Source organism: Rufibacter sp. LB8, from assembly GCF_014876185.1.
Taxonomy (GTDB): domain Bacteria; phylum Bacteroidota; class Bacteroidia; order Cytophagales; family Hymenobacteraceae; genus Nibribacter.
The window spans coordinates 49123-66173 of sequence record NZ_JADALJ010000001.1 but is presented as its reverse complement, the minus strand read 5'-3'; the positions used below and the strand labels follow the sequence as shown (position 1 = coordinate 66173).

At 51.7% G+C, this 17051-nt stretch carries 16 protein-coding genes; 6 read left to right on the top strand and 10 right to left on the bottom strand.

The features are described 5' to 3' along the window. Positions 1-109 precede the first annotated feature (109 nt). On the top strand, positions 110-1147 hold the full coding sequence (locus IMY23_RS00285) for a hypothetical protein (RefSeq protein ID WP_192820127.1): 1038 nt from the start codon (positions 110-112) through the stop codon (positions 1145-1147). 394 nt (positions 1148-1541) lie between these two features. Here IMY23_RS00285 and IMY23_RS00280 read toward each other — a convergent pair whose 3' ends face one another. Next, positions 1542-2009 (bottom strand): hypothetical protein, encoded by a 468-nt coding sequence (locus tag IMY23_RS00280; RefSeq protein ID WP_192820126.1) that lies wholly within the window; start codon positions 2007-2009, stop codon positions 1542-1544. A gap of 597 nt (positions 2010-2606) precedes the next feature. On the opposite strand from IMY23_RS00280, the gene lysS reads away from it, so the two are divergent. Continuing rightward, on the top strand, positions 2607-4130 hold the full coding sequence (gene lysS / locus IMY23_RS00275) for a lysine--tRNA ligase (protein WP_192820125.1): 1524 nt from the start codon (positions 2607-2609) through the stop codon (positions 4128-4130). A gap of 534 nt (positions 4131-4664) precedes the next feature. Here the strand turns inward: lysS and IMY23_RS00270 are convergent. Both IMY23_RS00270 and IMY23_RS00265 read right to left on the bottom strand, forming a co-directional pair. After that, on the bottom strand, positions 4665-5120 hold the full coding sequence (locus tag IMY23_RS00270) for a YtxH domain-containing protein (RefSeq protein WP_192820124.1): 456 nt from the start codon (positions 5118-5120) through the stop codon (positions 4665-4667). A 138-nt stretch (positions 5121-5258) separates the two neighbouring features. Further along, positions 5259-5543 (bottom strand): YtxH domain-containing protein, encoded by a 285-nt coding sequence (locus IMY23_RS00265; RefSeq protein ID WP_192820123.1) that lies wholly within the window; start codon positions 5541-5543, stop codon positions 5259-5261. A gap of 230 nt (positions 5544-5773) precedes the next feature. Here IMY23_RS00265 and IMY23_RS00260 point away from each other — a divergent pair, with 230 nt between their 5' ends. Next, positions 5774-6022 (top strand): Kazal-type serine protease inhibitor domain-containing protein, encoded by a 249-nt coding sequence (locus IMY23_RS00260; protein ID WP_192820122.1) that lies wholly within the window; start codon positions 5774-5776, stop codon positions 6020-6022. Between the two features lie 3 nt (positions 6023-6025). Beyond that, positions 6026-6397, top strand: a complete 372-nt coding sequence (locus tag IMY23_RS00255; protein WP_192820121.1) for a cupin domain-containing protein — start codon at positions 6026-6028, stop codon at positions 6395-6397. A 213-nt stretch (positions 6398-6610) separates the two neighbouring features. Here IMY23_RS00255 and recN read toward each other — a convergent pair whose 3' ends face one another. From recN to IMY23_RS00220, 7 genes are all read right to left on the bottom strand, one after another. After that, positions 6611-8266 carry a DNA repair protein RecN gene (gene recN, locus IMY23_RS00250; protein ID WP_192820120.1) on the bottom strand — a complete coding sequence of 552 codons (1656 nt, stop codon included), beginning with the start codon at positions 8264-8266 and terminating at the stop codon, positions 6611-6613. A 599-nt stretch (positions 8267-8865) separates the two neighbouring features. Continuing rightward, entirely contained in the window at positions 8866-9771 is a 906-nt protein-coding gene (locus IMY23_RS00245; protein WP_192820119.1) for a DUF4835 family protein, read from the bottom strand. Beyond that, positions 9756-10415: a phosphopantothenoylcysteine decarboxylase gene (locus IMY23_RS20230; RefSeq protein WP_192820118.1), complete on the bottom strand. Its 660-nt coding sequence runs from the start codon at positions 10413-10415 to the stop codon at positions 9756-9758. Before IMY23_RS20230 ends, IMY23_RS00245 begins: the two co-directional genes overlap by 16 nt. Beyond that, a complete protein-coding gene (locus tag IMY23_RS20225) occupies positions 10408-10968 on the bottom strand; it encodes a flavoprotein (protein WP_192820117.1) in 561 nt (186 codons plus the stop codon). Before IMY23_RS20225 ends, IMY23_RS20230 begins: the two co-directional genes overlap by 8 nt. Positions 10969-10980: 12 nt before the next feature. Further along, entirely contained in the window at positions 10981-11310 is a 330-nt protein-coding gene (locus IMY23_RS00230; protein WP_192820116.1) for a DNA-directed RNA polymerase subunit omega, read from the bottom strand. A gap of 29 nt (positions 11311-11339) precedes the next feature. Beyond that, entirely contained in the window at positions 11340-12191 is an 852-nt protein-coding gene (locus tag IMY23_RS00225; protein ID WP_192820115.1) for an outer membrane protein assembly factor BamD, read from the bottom strand. A gap of 127 nt (positions 12192-12318) precedes the next feature. After that, positions 12319-13920, bottom strand: coding sequence for an OstA-like protein (locus IMY23_RS00220; protein WP_192820114.1), 1602 nt, complete (start codon positions 13918-13920; stop codon positions 12319-12321). A gap of 160 nt (positions 13921-14080) precedes the next feature. Here IMY23_RS00220 and tilS point away from each other — a divergent pair, with 160 nt between their 5' ends. Both tilS and mdh read left to right on the top strand, forming a co-directional pair. After that, positions 14081-15412, top strand: a complete 1332-nt coding sequence (gene tilS / locus IMY23_RS00215; protein ID WP_192820113.1) for a tRNA lysidine(34) synthetase TilS — start codon at positions 14081-14083, stop codon at positions 15410-15412. Positions 15413-15981: 569 nt separating this feature from the next. Continuing rightward, on the top strand, positions 15982-16920 hold the full coding sequence (mdh, locus tag IMY23_RS00210) for a malate dehydrogenase (protein WP_192820112.1): 939 nt from the start codon (positions 15982-15984) through the stop codon (positions 16918-16920). Positions 16921-17051 lie beyond the last annotated feature (131 nt).

Sequence of the window (17051 nt, the reverse complement as noted above, 5' to 3'; positions counted from 1 at the left end):
CGGAAATTTATTTAAAAATAATTTTCAAACTACTGAAATACAAATATTTACACTCCTTAAATCATTGCTTAAAATGCAACTAACTACCTTGGTCAGGTGTTTTTAAAACATGAAGAAGGTAACAGAGGATCAAGTGATTCCGCTCTTCCCGGAGGAGCAAAAGACGCAGGACTCGGCATGGCAGAAATCTATTCCGGCCCAGGTGTTCCTGAACTATTTTTTCGCGATTAACTACCATATAAACCACAGTGCCGAAGAGTCTGGCCTCAACCACCAGGTCTTCTTACGGTCCCATACCGCCGACTTGTCTGAACAGGATTTGAAGGCGCTGGCCAAGACCTTGCTCAATTCCTGGAGCACCGAATACGCCTTGCGTGCCACCGCTGAGTTGGGCGATGAAACCTACCTGCGCAATGCCCTGCACTGGACATTCCCGCAGGCGTACTACTCAGTGTTTGCCGGTTTGCAGGCGTTTCTGTACACGCTGGGCATCAAGACTAGCCATGAAGCCGTTTTGCGCCGCGAGGCGGGCCGTTTGGTGGTGAAGAATGCGTACCCACGGGCCATCGGGTTTTATGCGGCGGGCGCGTACAATGACTTCAGCATTCACCGGTTGCCGTTGGCGGGCTACAAGGCGGGTTTGCAGATTGCCGGCAAAGAGATTGAGGCACAGGCACAGATTGGGCAGTTCTTGCGCACCACGCGTAAAATGAAGGCCACCACCATACGGGCGCAGGTGCAGAGCAATCCGGCCACGGCCATCAAGAGCAGCAAAACCGGCGAGGTACTGAACAAATGGTCGGCGCAGCACTGGCAGCAGATTACCTGGCGCATGGGCTACACCACGCTGTTTGATCTGCTGGGCCGCTTGCGCATTTCGGCGTCACAGAAAGAGATTGACCGTTTTGTGGAGGCCGAGATTGATTTCAAGCTGTTCCATGAAAGTTTGCTTTCTATTGTGAGTTACCTCAACGGGATTCATGAAAGCTACATCGCCAAGGCCATGGGGCTAGAGAAATACCAGCAATTGGTAAGTGAACTGCCCCAGCATTTACAGAACAGCTTTGTGCAGGCGCGCCTGAAAGAACAGATTGAACCGCTTTTCTCAGAAGGCACTACCACTATGCAACTGGCCGTGGCCGCTTAATACTATGCAAAGAAGCACCTCCTGGGCGGTGATTCTTTTTTAAATCCGTTTTCGGGCTCATTTCCAGAAATGAGCCCGAAAACGGATTTTTTATTTTCAGGCACTTCCGAAGGCTTTGATTTGCTCCCGCTGTTTGGAGTCTTCCGGAAGGTGACTCCGAACTAACCATGATTCAGCAGGAACTGCGTTCCGGACCGGTGGCAAGAACAGTTCTACAGGACAATGGAACGCCTTTGCTCCGCTCAAACAGGGAGTCAGAGACTCCCATTCCACTATAAGTCTGGAGTCACCCTACGGAAGACTCCAGACAGCGAAGGTTTGAGCGGTGCTTCTTTTTTTACATCCGTTTTCGGGCTCATTTCTGGAAATGAGGCCGAAAACGGATTTTTTATTTTCAGGCACTTCCGAAAGCTTTGATTTGCACGCCCTGCGCCCCGGCTTCGGTGAGGGCCTGTTGCGCGCAGTGCCTGATTTGGTTTAGTTTCAGTTCATGCCCTTCAAACAAAGCCAGCACTTCCGGGGCCACGGCGCCAGGGTCGGCGGCGGCCTGCATCTGGCCGGCCTGTTCAATGGTAAAACAGAGCGCCTTTATTTTTTCTCCCTTGAACTTGACCTGCGAGGCGTTGAATTTGATGAGGTTCTGCTTCAGGTAATCGCGCACAAAATCGCCTTCATCAATGTCTGTGTCGGCTAATCTTATGACTTCCTCGTAACTGCGTTTGTGCAGGAATTCCTGCAAAGTTGGCTGCAGCGCCTTTCGTACCTGCGGGTCACTGATTTGGTGGGCATACACCAGAATATTGAAAATCCAGCGCAAGGTGCCGTCATTTTCTTCAAACGTAAGCGTCAATTCACATTTCATACTTGGGGGGAAATTGATGTTGCTGTCTTAAACGATGAAACCTTATGAAAGATTAAAAAGACGGGCTTTGGAAATGACCTTCTCTTCTGCTCTGCGTTTTTGGCCCCGTTTCTGGAAATGAGCCCGAAAACAGAATCAGTTTTCGTATTCAATCCATGAATAGGCCCCGGCTTTAGCCGGGGTAAACAGCGAAGGTATAAATTGGCTTTAGCCAAATACATTGATTGGCTAAAGCCGAAATCGTTTACATAAAGTACCCTGGCTAAAGCCAGGGCCTATTTAAATCGGTTTTAAGATATATTTGGTAGCCCTTTATTCTAGCGTTTTGAATGGGCTAGCAGAAGATATATAAAAACCATTTCTACATTCCAACTCTCCCCTCTCCGTGGGAGAGGGGCCGGGGGTGAGGTCCCTCCGTTTTTGCCTTCATTTCCCAAAACGAGCCCCGAAACGTAGCTCCAGAAAAGCCCCTCTCCGTTGGGGAGGGGTTGGGGTGGGGCCTCATTTTTGCATTTCGGCCCAGAACCACGCTATGTCTGCGAATTATTTCCGAAATTCGCGGTTTGATTTTTAGAATCCACTGAACCACACGTTTCCATGCATTTAAGCGAACAGGAACTACGCCGCCGCCATGAGCGCGAAGAGCTCCAGAAAATGGGCATCAACCCCTACCCTTCTGAACTTTTTGACGTGACCGCCACGGCCTTAGACATAAAAGAAAACTACAGCCCAGACGCCAACAATTACCAGGAAGTAAGCCTGGCCGGCCGCCTGATGAGCCGCCGCGTGATGGGCAAAGCCTCGTTTGCGGAGCTCATGGACAGCTCCGGCCGCATCCAGATCTATGTGAGCCGCGATGACATCGCCCCGGGCGAAAACAAGGACCTTTACAACACCGTGTTCAAGAAAATGCTGGACATTGGCGACTTCATTGGCGTGAAAGGCTACGTGTTCAAAACCCAGGTTGGCGAAACCTCGGTACACGTGACAGAACTGACCTTGCTGGCCAAATCCCTGAAACCGCTGCCTATTGTAAAGCGCGAAGTAGACGAAAACGGCGTGGAGCACGTGTATGACGCGTTCACCGACCCAGAATTGCGCTACCGTCAGCGGTACGTGGACTTGGTGGTGAACCCGCACGTGAAAGAGGCCTTTATCAAGCGTACCAAGCTGGTGAACACCATGCGCGAGTATCTAAACGAACGTGGTTATTTAGAGGTGGAAACGCCTATTTTGCAGCCTTTGTACGGCGGAGCCGCAGCGCGTCCGTTCAAGACGCACCACAACACGCTGGACATGACCTTGTACCTGCGCATCGCCAATGAGTTGTACCTCAAGCGGTTAATTGTAGGTGGTTTTGACGGGGTGTACGAGTTCTCCAAAGACTTCAGGAACGAAGGCATGAGCCGCTTCCACAACCCGGAGTTCACCCAAGTGGAGCTGTACGTAGCCTACAAAGACTACTACTGGATGATGGACTTGGTAGAGGAGATGGTGGAGAAAGTAGCCTTGGCATTGCACGGAACTACGGAAGTGCAGGTAGGCGAAAACATCATCAACTTCGCGCGGCCTTGGAAGCGTTTCACCATGTTTGAGGCCATTCAGCATTTTACCGGCATTGACATCTCTGAGATGGACGAAGCCCAACTGCGTGAAACCGCCGCCAGCCTCAATATCAAGCTTGACCCCAACATTGGCAAAGGCAAGATCATTGACGAGATCTTCGGGGAGAAGTGTGAGGCGCAGCTGATTCAGCCTACGTTTATCACTGACTACCCTGTAGAAATGAGCCCGCTGGCCAAGAAACACCGCAGCAAAGAAGGTTTGGTGGAGCGCTTTGAAGCCATCTGCAACGGCAAGGAAATCTGCAACGCCTTCTCTGAGCTCAACGACCCCATTGACCAGCGCGCCCGCTTTGAAGAACAGCTGGAACTAGGCAAACGCGGCGACACCGAGGCCATGGTGCTAGACGAAGATTTCCTGCGTGCCCTGGAATACGGCATGCCGCCAACCGCCGGTTTGGGCATTGGCATTGACCGCCTGAGCATGATCATGACCAACTCGCACTCCATTCAAGACGTGCTGTTCTTCCCACAGATGAAACCAGAGAACAACTCTTAATGTGCTGATGATTTAATGTGCTGATGTGCTAATTTGCCTTCGGCGAAATAGCACAAACGAAAGGCCGCTCTTTAACTAACTAGAGCGGCCTTTTCTGTTTTCGGGCTCATTTCTGGAAATGAGCACAAAAACAAAAATGTTTTCGCACTTTGCATACCCTTTATAGGGGGACGGAATGTGTAAACATCAGATTTCAGATGGTACAACTTAAACAGCAACTCGTTTTTGGCTCCGTTTTCAGAATTGAGCTCTAAAACGGAAATGGTATAAAAGCAGAAAGGCTTCCCCGTCTGGGAAGCCTTTCTTAATATTGGTTAATTGACTTGCGTTAAACTTTTGATGTGGCTTTCGCCGGTGTGGTATTAAATCCTTGCTGTATCCCTTTCGTTTTTTGAATCCGTCAGTTTCACCAACAAGTTTTGATTTAACGTTACAAACATCTATTTAATGCCGTTCATTTAACCAACTGTTATACCTTCTTTAACGAGGCTGCCACACAGAGGTTACAGAACCGCGAAAGAATTTCAGAAAAATTTAGGCAGTGGCGTTGGTTCCGCCGCCAGATCCTTTAGAGTCACCGCCAGAAGCTTTCTTGCGTCCGCCACGGCTGGCGTCAGAGTCTGCATTTTGGTCACCGCCAGCAGTATTGCCAGTGGCGCCTACGTTTCCGCCGGACTCATTGCCAGATAAGTGAGAAGTAGCCGTGGTGGTAGAGCCTGAGGAGGTTACGTTAGACCCGCCGTTGCCTGAGTCGCTGCCTGTACCGCCTTTGCGGCCCAACATGGCGCCTGCGCTGGTGCTCAAGGCCTGCAACTGCTCCATGCCCGCCTGTAATTTAGATTCAAGGTCAGCACCTAGTTTAGAGGCACTTTTCTTGAGGGTACCGCGCGTGGCTTCACCTGCTTCCGGGGCCATCAAGATTCCTGCAATCACCCCGGCACTGGCGCCTGCCAGCAAAGCCAGAATGATCTTTCCGCTATTGTCTTTCATGAGTTTTACGTTTTAGTTGAAATGGGTTCTTCCTGTTTAAAAGGAACAACGCCGTTTTGGCGTCATTGCTTCTAAACGGTATTTATACTATTTGGTTTTGCCAGCCGGCAGTTACCTAGCAGCATACCAGGCAGTGGTTTAGCCGCGGTTTCCGTCTGCGGTAACGCCGGTAGAGGCGTCTGCGCCCACAGACATGGTAGAGGTGCTGTCAGCGCCCAGGCCATTGAGCATGCTGGCGATGCCGCTGAATTTCTCCAGGTACGTGGCCACCTGCCCGTTGAAGCCTTCTGCCACCTGACCGGCAATTTTCAAAAGGCCTTCACGTGACTCTTTCCCGGCACTGGGGGCCATTAATAAACCGGCAATTACACCTGCGGCGGCACCAGCAGCGGCAGCGATCAAAACTTTGGAGTTGTCGTTCATGGTTATGATAAATAAGGGTTTGTTAACAAGTTGTTCGGCGTTCTATTTTGAAACGACCGAAGGCCAGAAATATACCTTCACAAATATATATTCTAATCTATATTTAAGCAGTACGGAATACACAAGGAAGGGGTTAATGTTTTTTCCATCTTTACAGCAACATTCCCATTGGGCCACTAGCACAGCCTTCTACCACTTTCGCCGTATATAGGCAAACAGCTATCTTATCTATGAAAAAACTTTTGACATTTCTTCCCCTGGCCGCCCTGGCGCTTGCCATAGGCTGCAAGCCCACTCAGGAGACCGCCGCCGCCTGCATTGACCTTGCCAAAATTGACAATGAGCGCGCCTGCACCATGCAGTATGACCCTGTCTGCGGTTGCGATGGCAAGACTTACGGCAACGCCTGTTCCGCCCAAACCAAAGGCCTGCTGTCTTACACCAAAGGCGCCTGCCCAGACTCCACCAACGCCAACTAAGCCATGTCTGAGAAACGATATTTCCTGCAGAATGCCCCGTTCAGGGTGCCCACCACAGACGGAAAGCTGATTGAAGAGCACTTCGGGCTGGCCAGCACCAAAACACAGGCCTTGAGCGTGGCCCACATGGTGGCACCGCCGCATTGGTCAGAGCCGCACCAAACCCCCGAGTTTGACGAGGTAACCATTGTGCTCCGCGGCAAAAAACAGATTGAAATTGACGGCGAAACCCTGGTACTCTCTGCCGGACAGACTTTGCTCATCAAAGCCGGTGCCCGCATTCAATACGCCAACCCCTTTGACGAGGAAGTGGAATACTGGTCCATCTGCGTACCGGCCTTCGACATCAACACTGTGAACCGTGAAGACGACTAATTAATGTGCTAATTGGGAAATTTGAGGATGTGGAAATGGTTTTCGCTTAGGCGATGATGCGTTTTCGGCCTTGTTTTCAGAAATGAGCCCGAAAACAGAGAAGCCACTGACAAATTCATCGGCTTCTCTGTTTTATAAAAATGATGGCAAGAGTTCTTATCCTTACTTTCTCAAATTGAATATCAGCACATCAGCACATTAGGAACGAGTCCATTACGTCAAAGCCAGTAACTCCTTCGCGCTTTGGTAGGCGTTTTCTGAGGGGTTGGCGCCGGCAATCATCTGGGCTATTTCCTGCACGCGTTCCTGGTGCGTGAGCTGCCTGATCCGGCTGACGGTGCGCTCGGCGCGGTCTTCTTTGTAGACGAAATAATGCGTATCGCCCTGCGCGGCCATTTGGGGTAAGTGCGAAATACAGATCAGTTGGTGCTTTTTGGCCATTTGTTGCATCATGCGCCCCACCTTCACGGCAATCTCTCCGGAAATACCGGTGTCAATTTCGTCAAAGATAATAGTAGGCAGCGCAGTTTTGTCGGCGAGCAAATATTTTACGCAGAGCATCAAACGCGAGAATTCACCGCCCGAAGCGGCTTTGCTCAAGGTCTGCGGCGCGGCGCCTTTGTTCGCGCTGAACAGAATATTTACCACGTCAATGCCGGTGGGGCTAGGTGCGGCGGTTTTGTGGTCAATGACCACGCGCGCGTTGGGCATGCCCAGTTCTGAGAGCAAGCTGTGCAGTTCCGTCTCAAACACGGGGAACACCTGTGTGCGTGATTGAGAAAGCTGAGTGGCAAAATCTTCTACTTCCTGCAACGCGGCGGCCAGGGCTTTTTTGTTTTTCTCTATGGCCATGTCCAGGTTCAGCACGCTGCCTACTTTCTGCTCCAGGTCTGCCTGAATGGCCAACAGTTCGTCAATGGTTTTGACCTGATGCTTACGTTGCAGCGTGTAAATCAAATCCAGGCGTTCCTGAAGTTGCTCGGCCCGTTGCGGGTCGGCCTCGGTTTTGCGCTCCGCGTCTTCCAGTTCGCCGGCAATGTCAGAGAGTTCAATGAAACAGCTGTCCAGGCGGGCCTTCAAGGTCTGAAAATTATCCCCGAACTCCGTGAGCTGGTTCACCAGGTGCCCGGCATCTTTCATGGCTGAGGCCGCGTTGTATTCGCTCTCAGAAAGGTATTGCAGGGCCTGGCTCAGCTTCAGCTTAATTTCCTCGGCGTGTTCCAGTTGCTTGAGTTCCTGTTCGTTGGTTTCCTGTTCCTCGGGCTGCAGGTTGGCTTCTGTCAATTCATTCAACAGAAACGTGTGGTAGTCCAGCTCTTTTTGCGATTGCGCCAGTTGGTTTTGCAGGTCCTGGTTTTCGCGGTCCAGCTTTTTATAAGTGCGGTACGAAGATTGGTAACGGGCTTTCAGGCTTTCGTTCTGCGCAAACAAATCCAGGATGTTCAGCTGGTAACCTTGATCGCCCAGAAGCAGCGTGTCATGCTGCGAGTGTACGTCCATTAAATGTTCGCCAATCTTACGCAGCGTGTCAAGGGTGACGGGCGTGTCATTGATGAACGCGCGCGATTTACCGCTGGGGCTGATTTCGCGGCGAAGTAAACTCACGGGCTCAAAGTCCAGGTCCTCTTCCTCAAAAAAGCCTTGCAACTGGTACTCAGAAATATTGAAGGAACCCTCAATTACGCACTTCTCGGCTTGGTTGAAGAGCAGTTTGGAGTCGGCGCGGTTGCCCAGCAGCAGGCCAATGGCCCCCAGCATGATGGACTTTCCGGCCCCGGTCTCACCCGTGATGATGTTGAGCAAAGGGCTTGGCTGAAGCTCCAGCTTCTCAATTAAGGCGTAATTTTTTATCTTAAGATCTACAAGCATACAGTAGATGAGCAGTGTTCTGGCGTTGAAAAATGGGACCGGTTTGCGTAAACAAAGATGCTAAATTATTTAGTCTATCACTAAGAAAAATAGCGTCAATGCAGGCAAATATCTTACATTAAACGAAAGGCGTCACCCCCCCGTGGTAGCCTTACCATACGGTTTAACTAGGCCGCAAGGATACAGATGTTTGCCAACTCATGCAACGCCGCCAAGCGCCATTCAATTCTACCTTTCAGAAAGATTTTCTGTTTTCGGGCTCATTTACAGAAATGAGCCCGAAAACAGAAATCACACATCACCAAAAGGCTTTCTTTTTGGTCTGGAGCAAATTTGAATTGTTGCTGATAACACCAATTAGAGCAGGAAACTGGTTTTGAGATGTGCCGTTTTCTGCCTGTAGAGACGCAATACCTTGCGTCTCCACGCATACCCACTTCTGCCTTCTTTCACCTAAAATAAACATCCGACATTATAATTTTCATGGCCAAAGAGAGCAAAAGAAAAAAGACGCAAGGTATTGCGTCTCTACTGTTGGGGTTTGCCCACTAAACTTCCGTTTTCGGGCTCATTTCTGGAAATGAAGCCGAAAACGGAAATTAACGCTGTAGCAGCACATCGTATTTTGGCCGGTTGGTGGGGTCCATTTGGGTGAGCAGTTCGTAGGCTTGCTGTTTTTGGGCGGGCGTGGCGGTGGAGAACGTGCTGGAAAGTTCGCTGGCCTTGGCCTCAAAAAATGCCCGCATCACCGCTGTGCCGGGGCGCAACCGCACCATCTGCTGAATGTTCTTGAGAGACTCCAGAATATTCTGGCGGGCGCGTTCGCGGTCTTGGGTGAGAAGGTCCAGGCCCTGGCGGTGGTAGGTGTACAGGGCGGCCCTGAACGGCTCAAACTGCGGGTCAATCAAATTGTTCAACAACCAATAGCGGTTGCGGTTGTCTTCGTTGGCGCTCCAACCGGGCCCGCCCCCGCCTGAAGAAACCAGGTTGATGATGTTGTTGGCCTCAGAATACGCCCCTGCCCCACCTAACCTGGCAAAGCTGTCGTGGTCCATTCCGATGATGGTGTAGGCGTAAAAAGAAAGCAGCGCGGTTAAGTTGCTGGTGTAAGTGTTGGGCGCGTATTGCAGCGGCTGCGCCGGGTTGTACTCAAACTCAAACTTGGTGTCTACAAACGAGAAAACCGTGGTTTCATAGCCGCTGCCGTACGTGGGCCGACTGGCCACAATCTGGGCGTTGGCCTCAAAATACCCCACCCGCGGCATGGCGCGCACCGTGATGAACAACTTGCACCGTATGCGCTCTTCGGGCCGGTACGAGTCATTAGTCCAGCGGGTGTTGTTCATGATTTCGGCCATGGCGTTTTGCATCTGCTGGAAAATCTGCCGGTCGGTGGCCTGCACCTGATCACTGTTCACCACCACTTCGGTCTGCAGTTCCTGCGCCTGTGCGCCCAACGAGAACAGCAGGCAGAAAAGCACGGCCTTTATCAATCTTGCGTACATGCCCATTCAGTTTTTATAGATTCCAGAATATCCTGCGCCACCGCCGCCTTGGGTTTAAGGTCAAAAACTTCTACCGCCTTGTGGGTGACAATGGTAATTTTGTTGGTGTCATGCTTGAACCCGGCGCCGGCGTCTCTCAAGGAGTTAAGCACTACCATGTTCAGGTTTTTCTTGAGCAGTTTGCCTTTGGCGTTCTCCAGTTCCTGGTCGGTTTCCAGCGCGAAGCCTACGGCAAACTGCCCCGCCTTTTTGGTTTTGCCCAGGGTAGCTGCTATATCAACGTTCTTCACCAGCTCAATGGTAAAGGTGGCATCGTTTTTTTTTATTTTGGAGGTGGCGGTGTCTTTGGGTTTGTAGTCGGCCACGGCGGCGGCGAAGATCCAGAGGTCAGCCTGCGCGGCAAACTGCTGGCAGGCGGCAAACATCTCATCGGCGGTCATCACGGCGGTGACCTGTACGTTGGGGTGCTCCAGTTTTAAGGCCGTGGGCCCTGCCACCAGTTGCACCTGCGCTCCCTGCTCAGCCAAAGATTGCGCCAGCGCGAAGCCCATTTTACCGGTGCTGTGGTTGCCAATAAACCGCACAGGGTCCAATGGTTCATACGTGGGCCCGGCCGTGATGAGAACGTGTTTGCCGTTAAACAAGGGTGTGAGGGGTAAAATGCTGCTGTAAAATGGCGACTATTTCTTCAGGCTCGGCCAGGCGCCCCTGCCCTACCAGACCACTGGCCAATTCCCCGTGCCCGGCGTCAATCAGGTGGTTTCCGTAAGACTGTAACAGCCTGAAATTCTCCTGCACGGCCGGGTGCTGGTACATGTCCAGGTCCATGGCCGGGGCCACAAACACCGGGCAGCGCGCCGAAAGGTACGTAGCCGTCAACAGGTTATCACAGAGCCCGCGCGCGAACTTGCCTACCGTGTTGGCGCTGGCCGGGGCCACCACCAGGGCATCGGCCCACAAACCCAACTCCACGTGGTTGTGCCACAGACCAGACTGGTCCTCGCGCACGAACTGGGTGAGCACGGGGCGTTTGGAGAGCGTGGCCAGCGTGACCGGGGTTATAAAAGCAGAAGCAGAAGTGGTCAGGATCACCTGCACTTCTGCTTCTGCTTTTATGAGCAGGCGCACCAACAAAGCCGCTTTGTACGCCGCAATGCTGCCACACACGCCCAAGATTATTTTCTTATGCCGAAGCATTCAGAATGCTAATTAAAACGCGGACGTAGTCTGCGCTTCGTCATCTGCCTGGCGGAAATACACCTTGCCTTCAATGAACTCCTCAATGGCCATGTTGGTAGGCTTAGGCATACGCTCATAGTACTTGGAGATTTCAATCTGCTCGCGGTTCTCAAACACCTCTTCCAGATTGTCAACAGTGGTTGCAAACTCGGCTAATTTTGAGTTCAATTCTTCTTTCACCTTCACCGCAATCTGGTTGGCGCGCTTGGAGATGATGGAAACGGATTGGTATACGTTGCCGGTCTCTACCGCCAGGTCAGAAATGTTGCGGGTCACGATGGATGCTGGAACTTGTGCCATATATCTAATGAATTGGGATTAATACGAATTTATTGTTTTGGGGCGGCCGTGGCCGTCTGGTTCTTTTTCAATTTCTCCAGCGACTGGCGGGTAGACTCATACAAGCCTTCTGCCGTACGCAGGAACTTGCTTTTTGGGTACGCATCTACAAAGTTCTGGTAGTACGTGATCACTTCCTGGTAGCGCTCGGCCTGTTTTTCCTCCACGCTTATTTTGGCGTAGTTGTACTGGGCGTCAATCTTGAGGTACATGGCCTCTTCAATGAACTCAGAAGACGGGTAGTTCTTCCGGAAGTTGTCCATGGCAATCACCGCCGCCCTAAAGTACTGCGGGTCATAGCTGGTGAGTTTGTAGTTGAGTTTGGCGTTCTCAAAAGACTTCACCTCTACCTTGCGGGCCAGTTCCTCATACGTTTTGTTGGCCTCCTCCATGTACTTACTCTTGGGGTAGCGGCGCATGAACTCCTGCAGGGCGGCCATGGCCTGGATGGTGCTCTGCTGGTCAAGGTAAGACTCCGGCGACTCATAGCTTAAAGACCGGGCATTCATGAACGCGGCTTCCTCGGCGTACTGGCTTCTGGGGAAGGTTTGCCCAAACGCGTTGAAATGGAATGAGCTCTCCAGGTAAAAACCTTGCTGGTATTTGGTGTAGGCGTACAGAAAATTGGCGCGCTCATACTCGCTGCGGCCTTTTAAGAGCGGCATGAGGTCTTCCAGCAAAGCGCCGGCTTTCTCCCATTCCTTCTCTTCATAATAAGACAGGGCGGCGGCGTATTTCTTGTCTACGTCGTCGCTCTTCAAGATTTTACTGTAATTGCTGCAACCGCTCAGCAGGATAACTGTGAGCAAAAAGGGCAAAAGGGAAAGAATGCGTTTGGTCATAAGCGCGCAAAAATAACGAAAATCTTTTAGAGTATCTTCAAACTTTGATTTTGTACCCGAAATTGAAAGCCACCGCCCAACGTCCATGTTTCAGTAAACGTCGGGCCTAACTTAAAATGTATGGTGGCTATCCCCGGGCTTCCTTCTTTTTAGGCACCGCTGGTTTCTTGCTTTTCACCGGAGGTTTGGCTGGGGCTTTCTTTGGTTCTGCGGGTTTGGGCAGGCGGCTGGCCAACACAAACGACAAGGTGGGCTTTTCCTCGGCGCGCCACATAAAGCCTTTCAGCCGTTTCTCAGGCTCTTCCAGTTCATGTGGCGGTACCAGTTTGGCGTCTGGCTCTGTCAAAAACGTGATGCTCTTGACCTGGCCTTGCTCAAACAGCATGCGCATGTCACTGCAAAACGCCCGGTTCATACCCATGGTGGTGGTATCGCCCTGCAAGGCGAAGTACAAACTCTCGCCGTTGCCGTTTACGTCTATGCGCCGCATCTTGCCCTCGTTGAAATAAGCCGTAATGCGCCGACCTTTGACCTGGTTGAAATTCAAAAGCGTGTCTTGCGAGATAGCGAAGGCGTTGCCGTACATGAGCATGCGGTCCATGGTCTTGTTGCGGAGGTGGAGTTGCACGCTGTCTGAGGTCATCTGGTTTTTGTTGGCCCACAGGCGGGGGTTGCGGCTCATGTAGATCACAGAATCGGCCATGTTGTAGGTCAGGGAATCACAGAGGCCCTGCAGGTCAGACTTGAAAATACGCACATCGCGGTACGCGTACAGGGTGCCTTTCTTGGCCTTGTCTTTGTTTTCCACGGAATACAAGGTGTCTGCCGAGAGGTACATGGTGTCTTTCTCTGAGATGCTGCGCATGACCGGACTTCCGTACACTTTTGACCGTCCGTCGGCGCGCCAATACAGTGCGGTTTGCCCGGTAATGACCGTGTTTTCTTTGATAGAGGTCATGCTCACTTTATTGGAGGCCGTGTAGTATTCCTTCAGCTTGTCATAAGTCAGGGTTTCGCCTTTGATCAAATAATCTGGGGTTTTGATGCTGGCGTTCCCCCTGAAGTTGGACTCGCGGGTGACCGTGTTGTAGGTGCCCCGATTAGCAAACAAGATACCGTCCGGAGACTTAATGGTAGTAGGCCCGAAGAACTCCACCACTTTGGTGATGGTGTTGTACGCCATGGTATCAGAGACCACTTCAGCGTTCTGCCCGTTATAGACTACATTTTTCCGGAACGAAAGCACTTTGTCTGTAGACGTATAGGTCCCGAACTGGCTTTTGATGGTGTAATCTGGCCCTACAATGTTCCCAGCCTGGGTGTAATAGGCGCGCTTGGCATCCAGGTCATAGTCCACTGAGGGCGTGGTCAAAGTCATGCCCTGGTCCCGCAGCACCACGTTGCCGCGCAGGTTGGCCACACGGCGGGTGCCGTCATAGCTGCCGGTTTGGCTGGTGGCGTCCAGGCCTTCCTGGGTGATGTGCACATTCCCGAACACTTCCATGCGGTTTCGGTCTTTGGCGTATTGGTAGGCCGAGTCTGAGGTGACGGTAGTGGTGCCCTGGCGCATGACCACGTTGCCAATCAGTCTACGCACTTCCTCGCCGTTGTAGGTGCCGGCCTGCAGGCTGTTGGCCGACACGTCTACCGGTTGCCCGCTCTGCCCGAAACTGACGGTGAGAGAAAATAAAAATAAAAGAGATACTAAAACTACCTTTGTGGTATTCATCAATGCTTGCTAAATAAGAACCTGGCTGGGGCGGCCGTTTTTCAAGACTTAACCCACAGCGTACAAGTGCTGAACAAAACTACTAAGAGCCTGGGGAAATTCACCTATGGCCCTGCAAAAAGAATGCCTTGTTCAGGTTCTGGCCTTTTCTTTTTCTCACATGCTGCAGAAAGTACAACACTATATAGAGCGCCATCAGCTGGCCACCCCAGAAACTAAAATACTGGCGGCCGTGAGCGGCGGACTGGATTCCGTGGTGCTCACCGACCTTTTACACCGCCTCAAACTGCCCTTTGCCGTGCTGCACTGCAACTTCGGGTTGCGGGGCGAAGAATCTGACGCCGATGAACTCTTCGTGCGCAAACTGGCCAAATCGCATGACGCGCCTTTTTACAGCGAGCAGTTCCAGACCGAGGCGTTCGCGCAACAGGAGGGCATTTCCATTCAGATGGCGGCCCGCGCCCTGCGTTACCAGTGGTTTGAGCAAATGCGAAAGCAGTTGGGCTATGACGTAATCGCCACGGCGCACCACCAGTCAGACGCGCTGGAAACCGTTTTACTGAACCTGACCCGCGGCACCGGCCTGGCGGGTTTGCACGGTATTCTTCCCAAAAACGGTCATTTAATCAGACCCCTGCTGGGCCTCACCAAAGACGACCTCTATGACTGGCTAGTAGCCAAACGGTTGGCCTGGCGGGAAGATTCCAGCAACGAAAGCACCAAATATGCCCGCAATCTGGTCCGCCACGAGGTCATTCCGCAGCTCAAGACCCTGAACCCCAATTTAGAGGAAACCTTCGCGCAAACGTTAGAAAGACTGCAAGGGGCCGAGGCTGTGTTTTTGGCCTCGTTTCTGGAAATGAAGGCAAAAACGCAACGTGAAGAGAACGGCGCCACCTACTTGCGTATTGCCCCGCTGCTGGAATGCCCCGCGCCCTTGGTCATACTCCACGAATTCCTGAAATCCTTCACCTTCAACTATGTGCAGACCCAGGAAATTGCCGCAGCCTTTGACGCACTCTCCGGCACCACGTTTAATTCGCCTACGCACGTGCTGGTGAAAGACCGCGAAGAACTGGTGATCACGCGCAAAGCCCTGGAGGTTTTCGGGAGCATACTTATTCCGGAGGAAGCCACTGACATCACGTTTGGCCCGTATACCGCCACGCTCACCCGCAAACCCAAACCAGAAAACTACAAAGTCCCGCGCGACAAATTCACCACCGCCTTAGATGCTAACTTGGTGAAACTGCCCCTCAAACTCCGCCCCTGGAAGCAAGGCGACTGGTTTATCCCGCTAGGCATGAACGGCAAGAAAAAAGTAAGCGACCTGCTGATTGACAAGAAAGTACCCGCCAATCTAAAGGCAGAGGTTTGGGTTTTGGTCTCAGACGCTTCCCTGGCCTGGGTCATTGGCCAACAGCTGGACAACCGTTTCAAAGTCACAGAAGCTACGCAGGAAGTTCTTGAAATCAGCGTGAAGCGGAATTGATTGGTCATTTCTGTTTTCGGCCTCCATTTTGGAAATGAAGCCCAAAACGCAAGAACTAAATCCCCTATCCCTCTGGGAGAGGGTTAGGGTGAGGGAGCATTCACCAAAGGATGTATGTCAGCTTTAATATTTTTTAACCTGCGCCTGCCAAACGCGGATTTTCCCCTTGAGGTAATTTACACAGGAAAGCACGCATTTCGTCCCCCTTTGAAGGGGGTAGGGGGATGACAAAGTTGGTTATAGAACCATCTGCCTCAACTAAAACACAATAAAAATGATTCTCGGAAATGCTAATTATCAGCATAGTTCATCATCCCCCTACCCCCTTCAAAGGTTGACAACCTGTTAATGAAAGCAATGCGTAGTGGGACAGGTCAAGCCCTGTCCCTACATTATCAAAATCGCCATTTCAACCTTTCCCGTTTTCAGCCCCATTTCCAGAATTGGGCCCAAAAACGGAAGCTTATACTTGACCTCCAACAATAAACAGGCATTTCCTTTTCTACCTAACGCACATTTGCCTAATTTTACCCGCGTAGAATTTCAAAACACCTAACCAACCATACAAAATGAAAGTAACCGTTGTTGGAGCGGGTAACGTAGGCGCCACGTGCGCTGATGTGCTGGCTTACCGCGAAATCGCCAATGAAGTAGTGTTAGTGGATATCAAAGAAGGGTTCGCCGAAGGCAAGGCCTTGGATATCTGGCAGAAATCACCCATCAACCTGTATGACACCCGCACCGTGGGCGTGACCAATGATTACACCCGCACCGCGAACTCAGATGTGGTGGTGATCACTTCCGGTTTACCGCGCAAGCCCGGCATGACCCGCGATGATTTGATCAGCACCAACGCCGGTATTGTTCGTTCTGTGACTGAGAATGTGATCAAGCACAGCCCGGAGGCCATCATCATTGTGGTGTCTAACCCGCTGGACGTGATGACCTACGCCGCGCACATTACCTCTAAACTGCCCCGCACCAAAGTAATGGGCATGGCCGGCATCTTAGACACCGCCCGTTACCGCGCTTTCCTGGCCGAGGAATTGAATGTGTCTCCCAAAGATATTCAAGCAGTATTAATGGGTGGCCACGGCGATACCATGGTTCCATTACCACGCTACACCACCGTAGGCGGTATTCCGGTAACCGAACTGATTGATCCTGCTAAATTGGACGCCATTGTAGACCGCACCAAGAACGGTGGTGGAGAACTGGTGAAACTGATGGGCACGTCGGCTTGGTATGCGCCAGGTTCTGCCGCTGCGCAAATGGTAGAAGCCATTGTGCGTGACCAGAAGCGCGTGTTCCCGGTATGTATCAAGCTGGAAGGCGAATATGGCATCACCGGCACCTACCTTGGCGTACCGGTAATCCTGGGCAAAAACGGCGTGGAGAAAGTAATTGAATTACAACTGAACGAAGACGAAATGGCCTTGTTAACTGCCTCTGAGAAAGCCGTGCGCGAAGTGATGGATGTGTTAGACAACATGCCCGCCAACGCGTAAGCACCGCTTTAAATAGATAGTTTGAAAAGCCTGGCCCACGTGGTCAGGCTTTTTTATTTCCTGTTTTCGGGCTCATTTCTGGAATTGAGCCCGAAAACGCATTCTCGGTGCGGCATGCTCTGTACGGACAG

Excerpts from the sequence above, each read along its gene's own strand:
- IMY23_RS00285 (WP_192820127.1), top strand. The coding sequence starts at position 110 with ATGAAGAAGGTAACAGAGGATCAAGTGATTCCGCTCTTCCCGGAGGAG.
- IMY23_RS00280 (WP_192820126.1), bottom strand. The coding sequence starts at position 2,009 with ATGAAATGTGAATTGACGCTTACGTTTGAAGAAAATGACGGCACCTTG.
- lysS (WP_192820125.1), top strand. The coding sequence starts at position 2,607 with ATGCATTTAAGCGAACAGGAACTACGCCGCCGCCATGAGCGCGAAGAG.
- IMY23_RS00270 (WP_192820124.1), bottom strand. The coding sequence starts at position 5,120 with ATGAAAGACAATAGCGGAAAGATCATTCTGGCTTTGCTGGCAGGCGCC.
- IMY23_RS00265 (WP_192820123.1), bottom strand. The coding sequence starts at position 5,543 with ATGAACGACAACTCCAAAGTTTTGATCGCTGCCGCTGCTGGTGCCGCC.
- IMY23_RS00260 (WP_192820122.1), top strand. The coding sequence starts at position 5,774 with ATGAAAAAACTTTTGACATTTCTTCCCCTGGCCGCCCTGGCGCTTGCC.
- IMY23_RS00255 (WP_192820121.1), top strand. The coding sequence starts at position 6,026 with ATGTCTGAGAAACGATATTTCCTGCAGAATGCCCCGTTCAGGGTGCCC.
- recN (WP_192820120.1), bottom strand. The coding sequence starts at position 8,266 with ATGCTTGTAGATCTTAAGATAAAAAATTACGCCTTAATTGAGAAGCTG.
- IMY23_RS00245 (WP_192820119.1), bottom strand. The coding sequence starts at position 9,771 with ATGTACGCAAGATTGATAAAGGCCGTGCTTTTCTGCCTGCTGTTCTCG.
- IMY23_RS20225 (WP_192820117.1), bottom strand. The coding sequence starts at position 10,968 with ATGCTTCGGCATAAGAAAATAATCTTGGGCGTGTGTGGCAGCATTGCG.
- IMY23_RS00230 (WP_192820116.1), bottom strand. The coding sequence starts at position 11,310 with ATGGCACAAGTTCCAGCATCCATCGTGACCCGCAACATTTCTGACCTG.
- IMY23_RS00225 (WP_192820115.1), bottom strand. The coding sequence starts at position 12,191 with ATGACCAAACGCATTCTTTCCCTTTTGCCCTTTTTGCTCACAGTTATC.
- IMY23_RS00220 (WP_192820114.1), bottom strand. The coding sequence starts at position 13,920 with ATGAATACCACAAAGGTAGTTTTAGTATCTCTTTTATTTTTATTTTCT.
- tilS (WP_192820113.1), top strand. The coding sequence starts at position 14,081 with ATGCTGCAGAAAGTACAACACTATATAGAGCGCCATCAGCTGGCCACC.
- mdh (WP_192820112.1), top strand. The coding sequence starts at position 15,982 with ATGAAAGTAACCGTTGTTGGAGCGGGTAACGTAGGCGCCACGTGCGCT.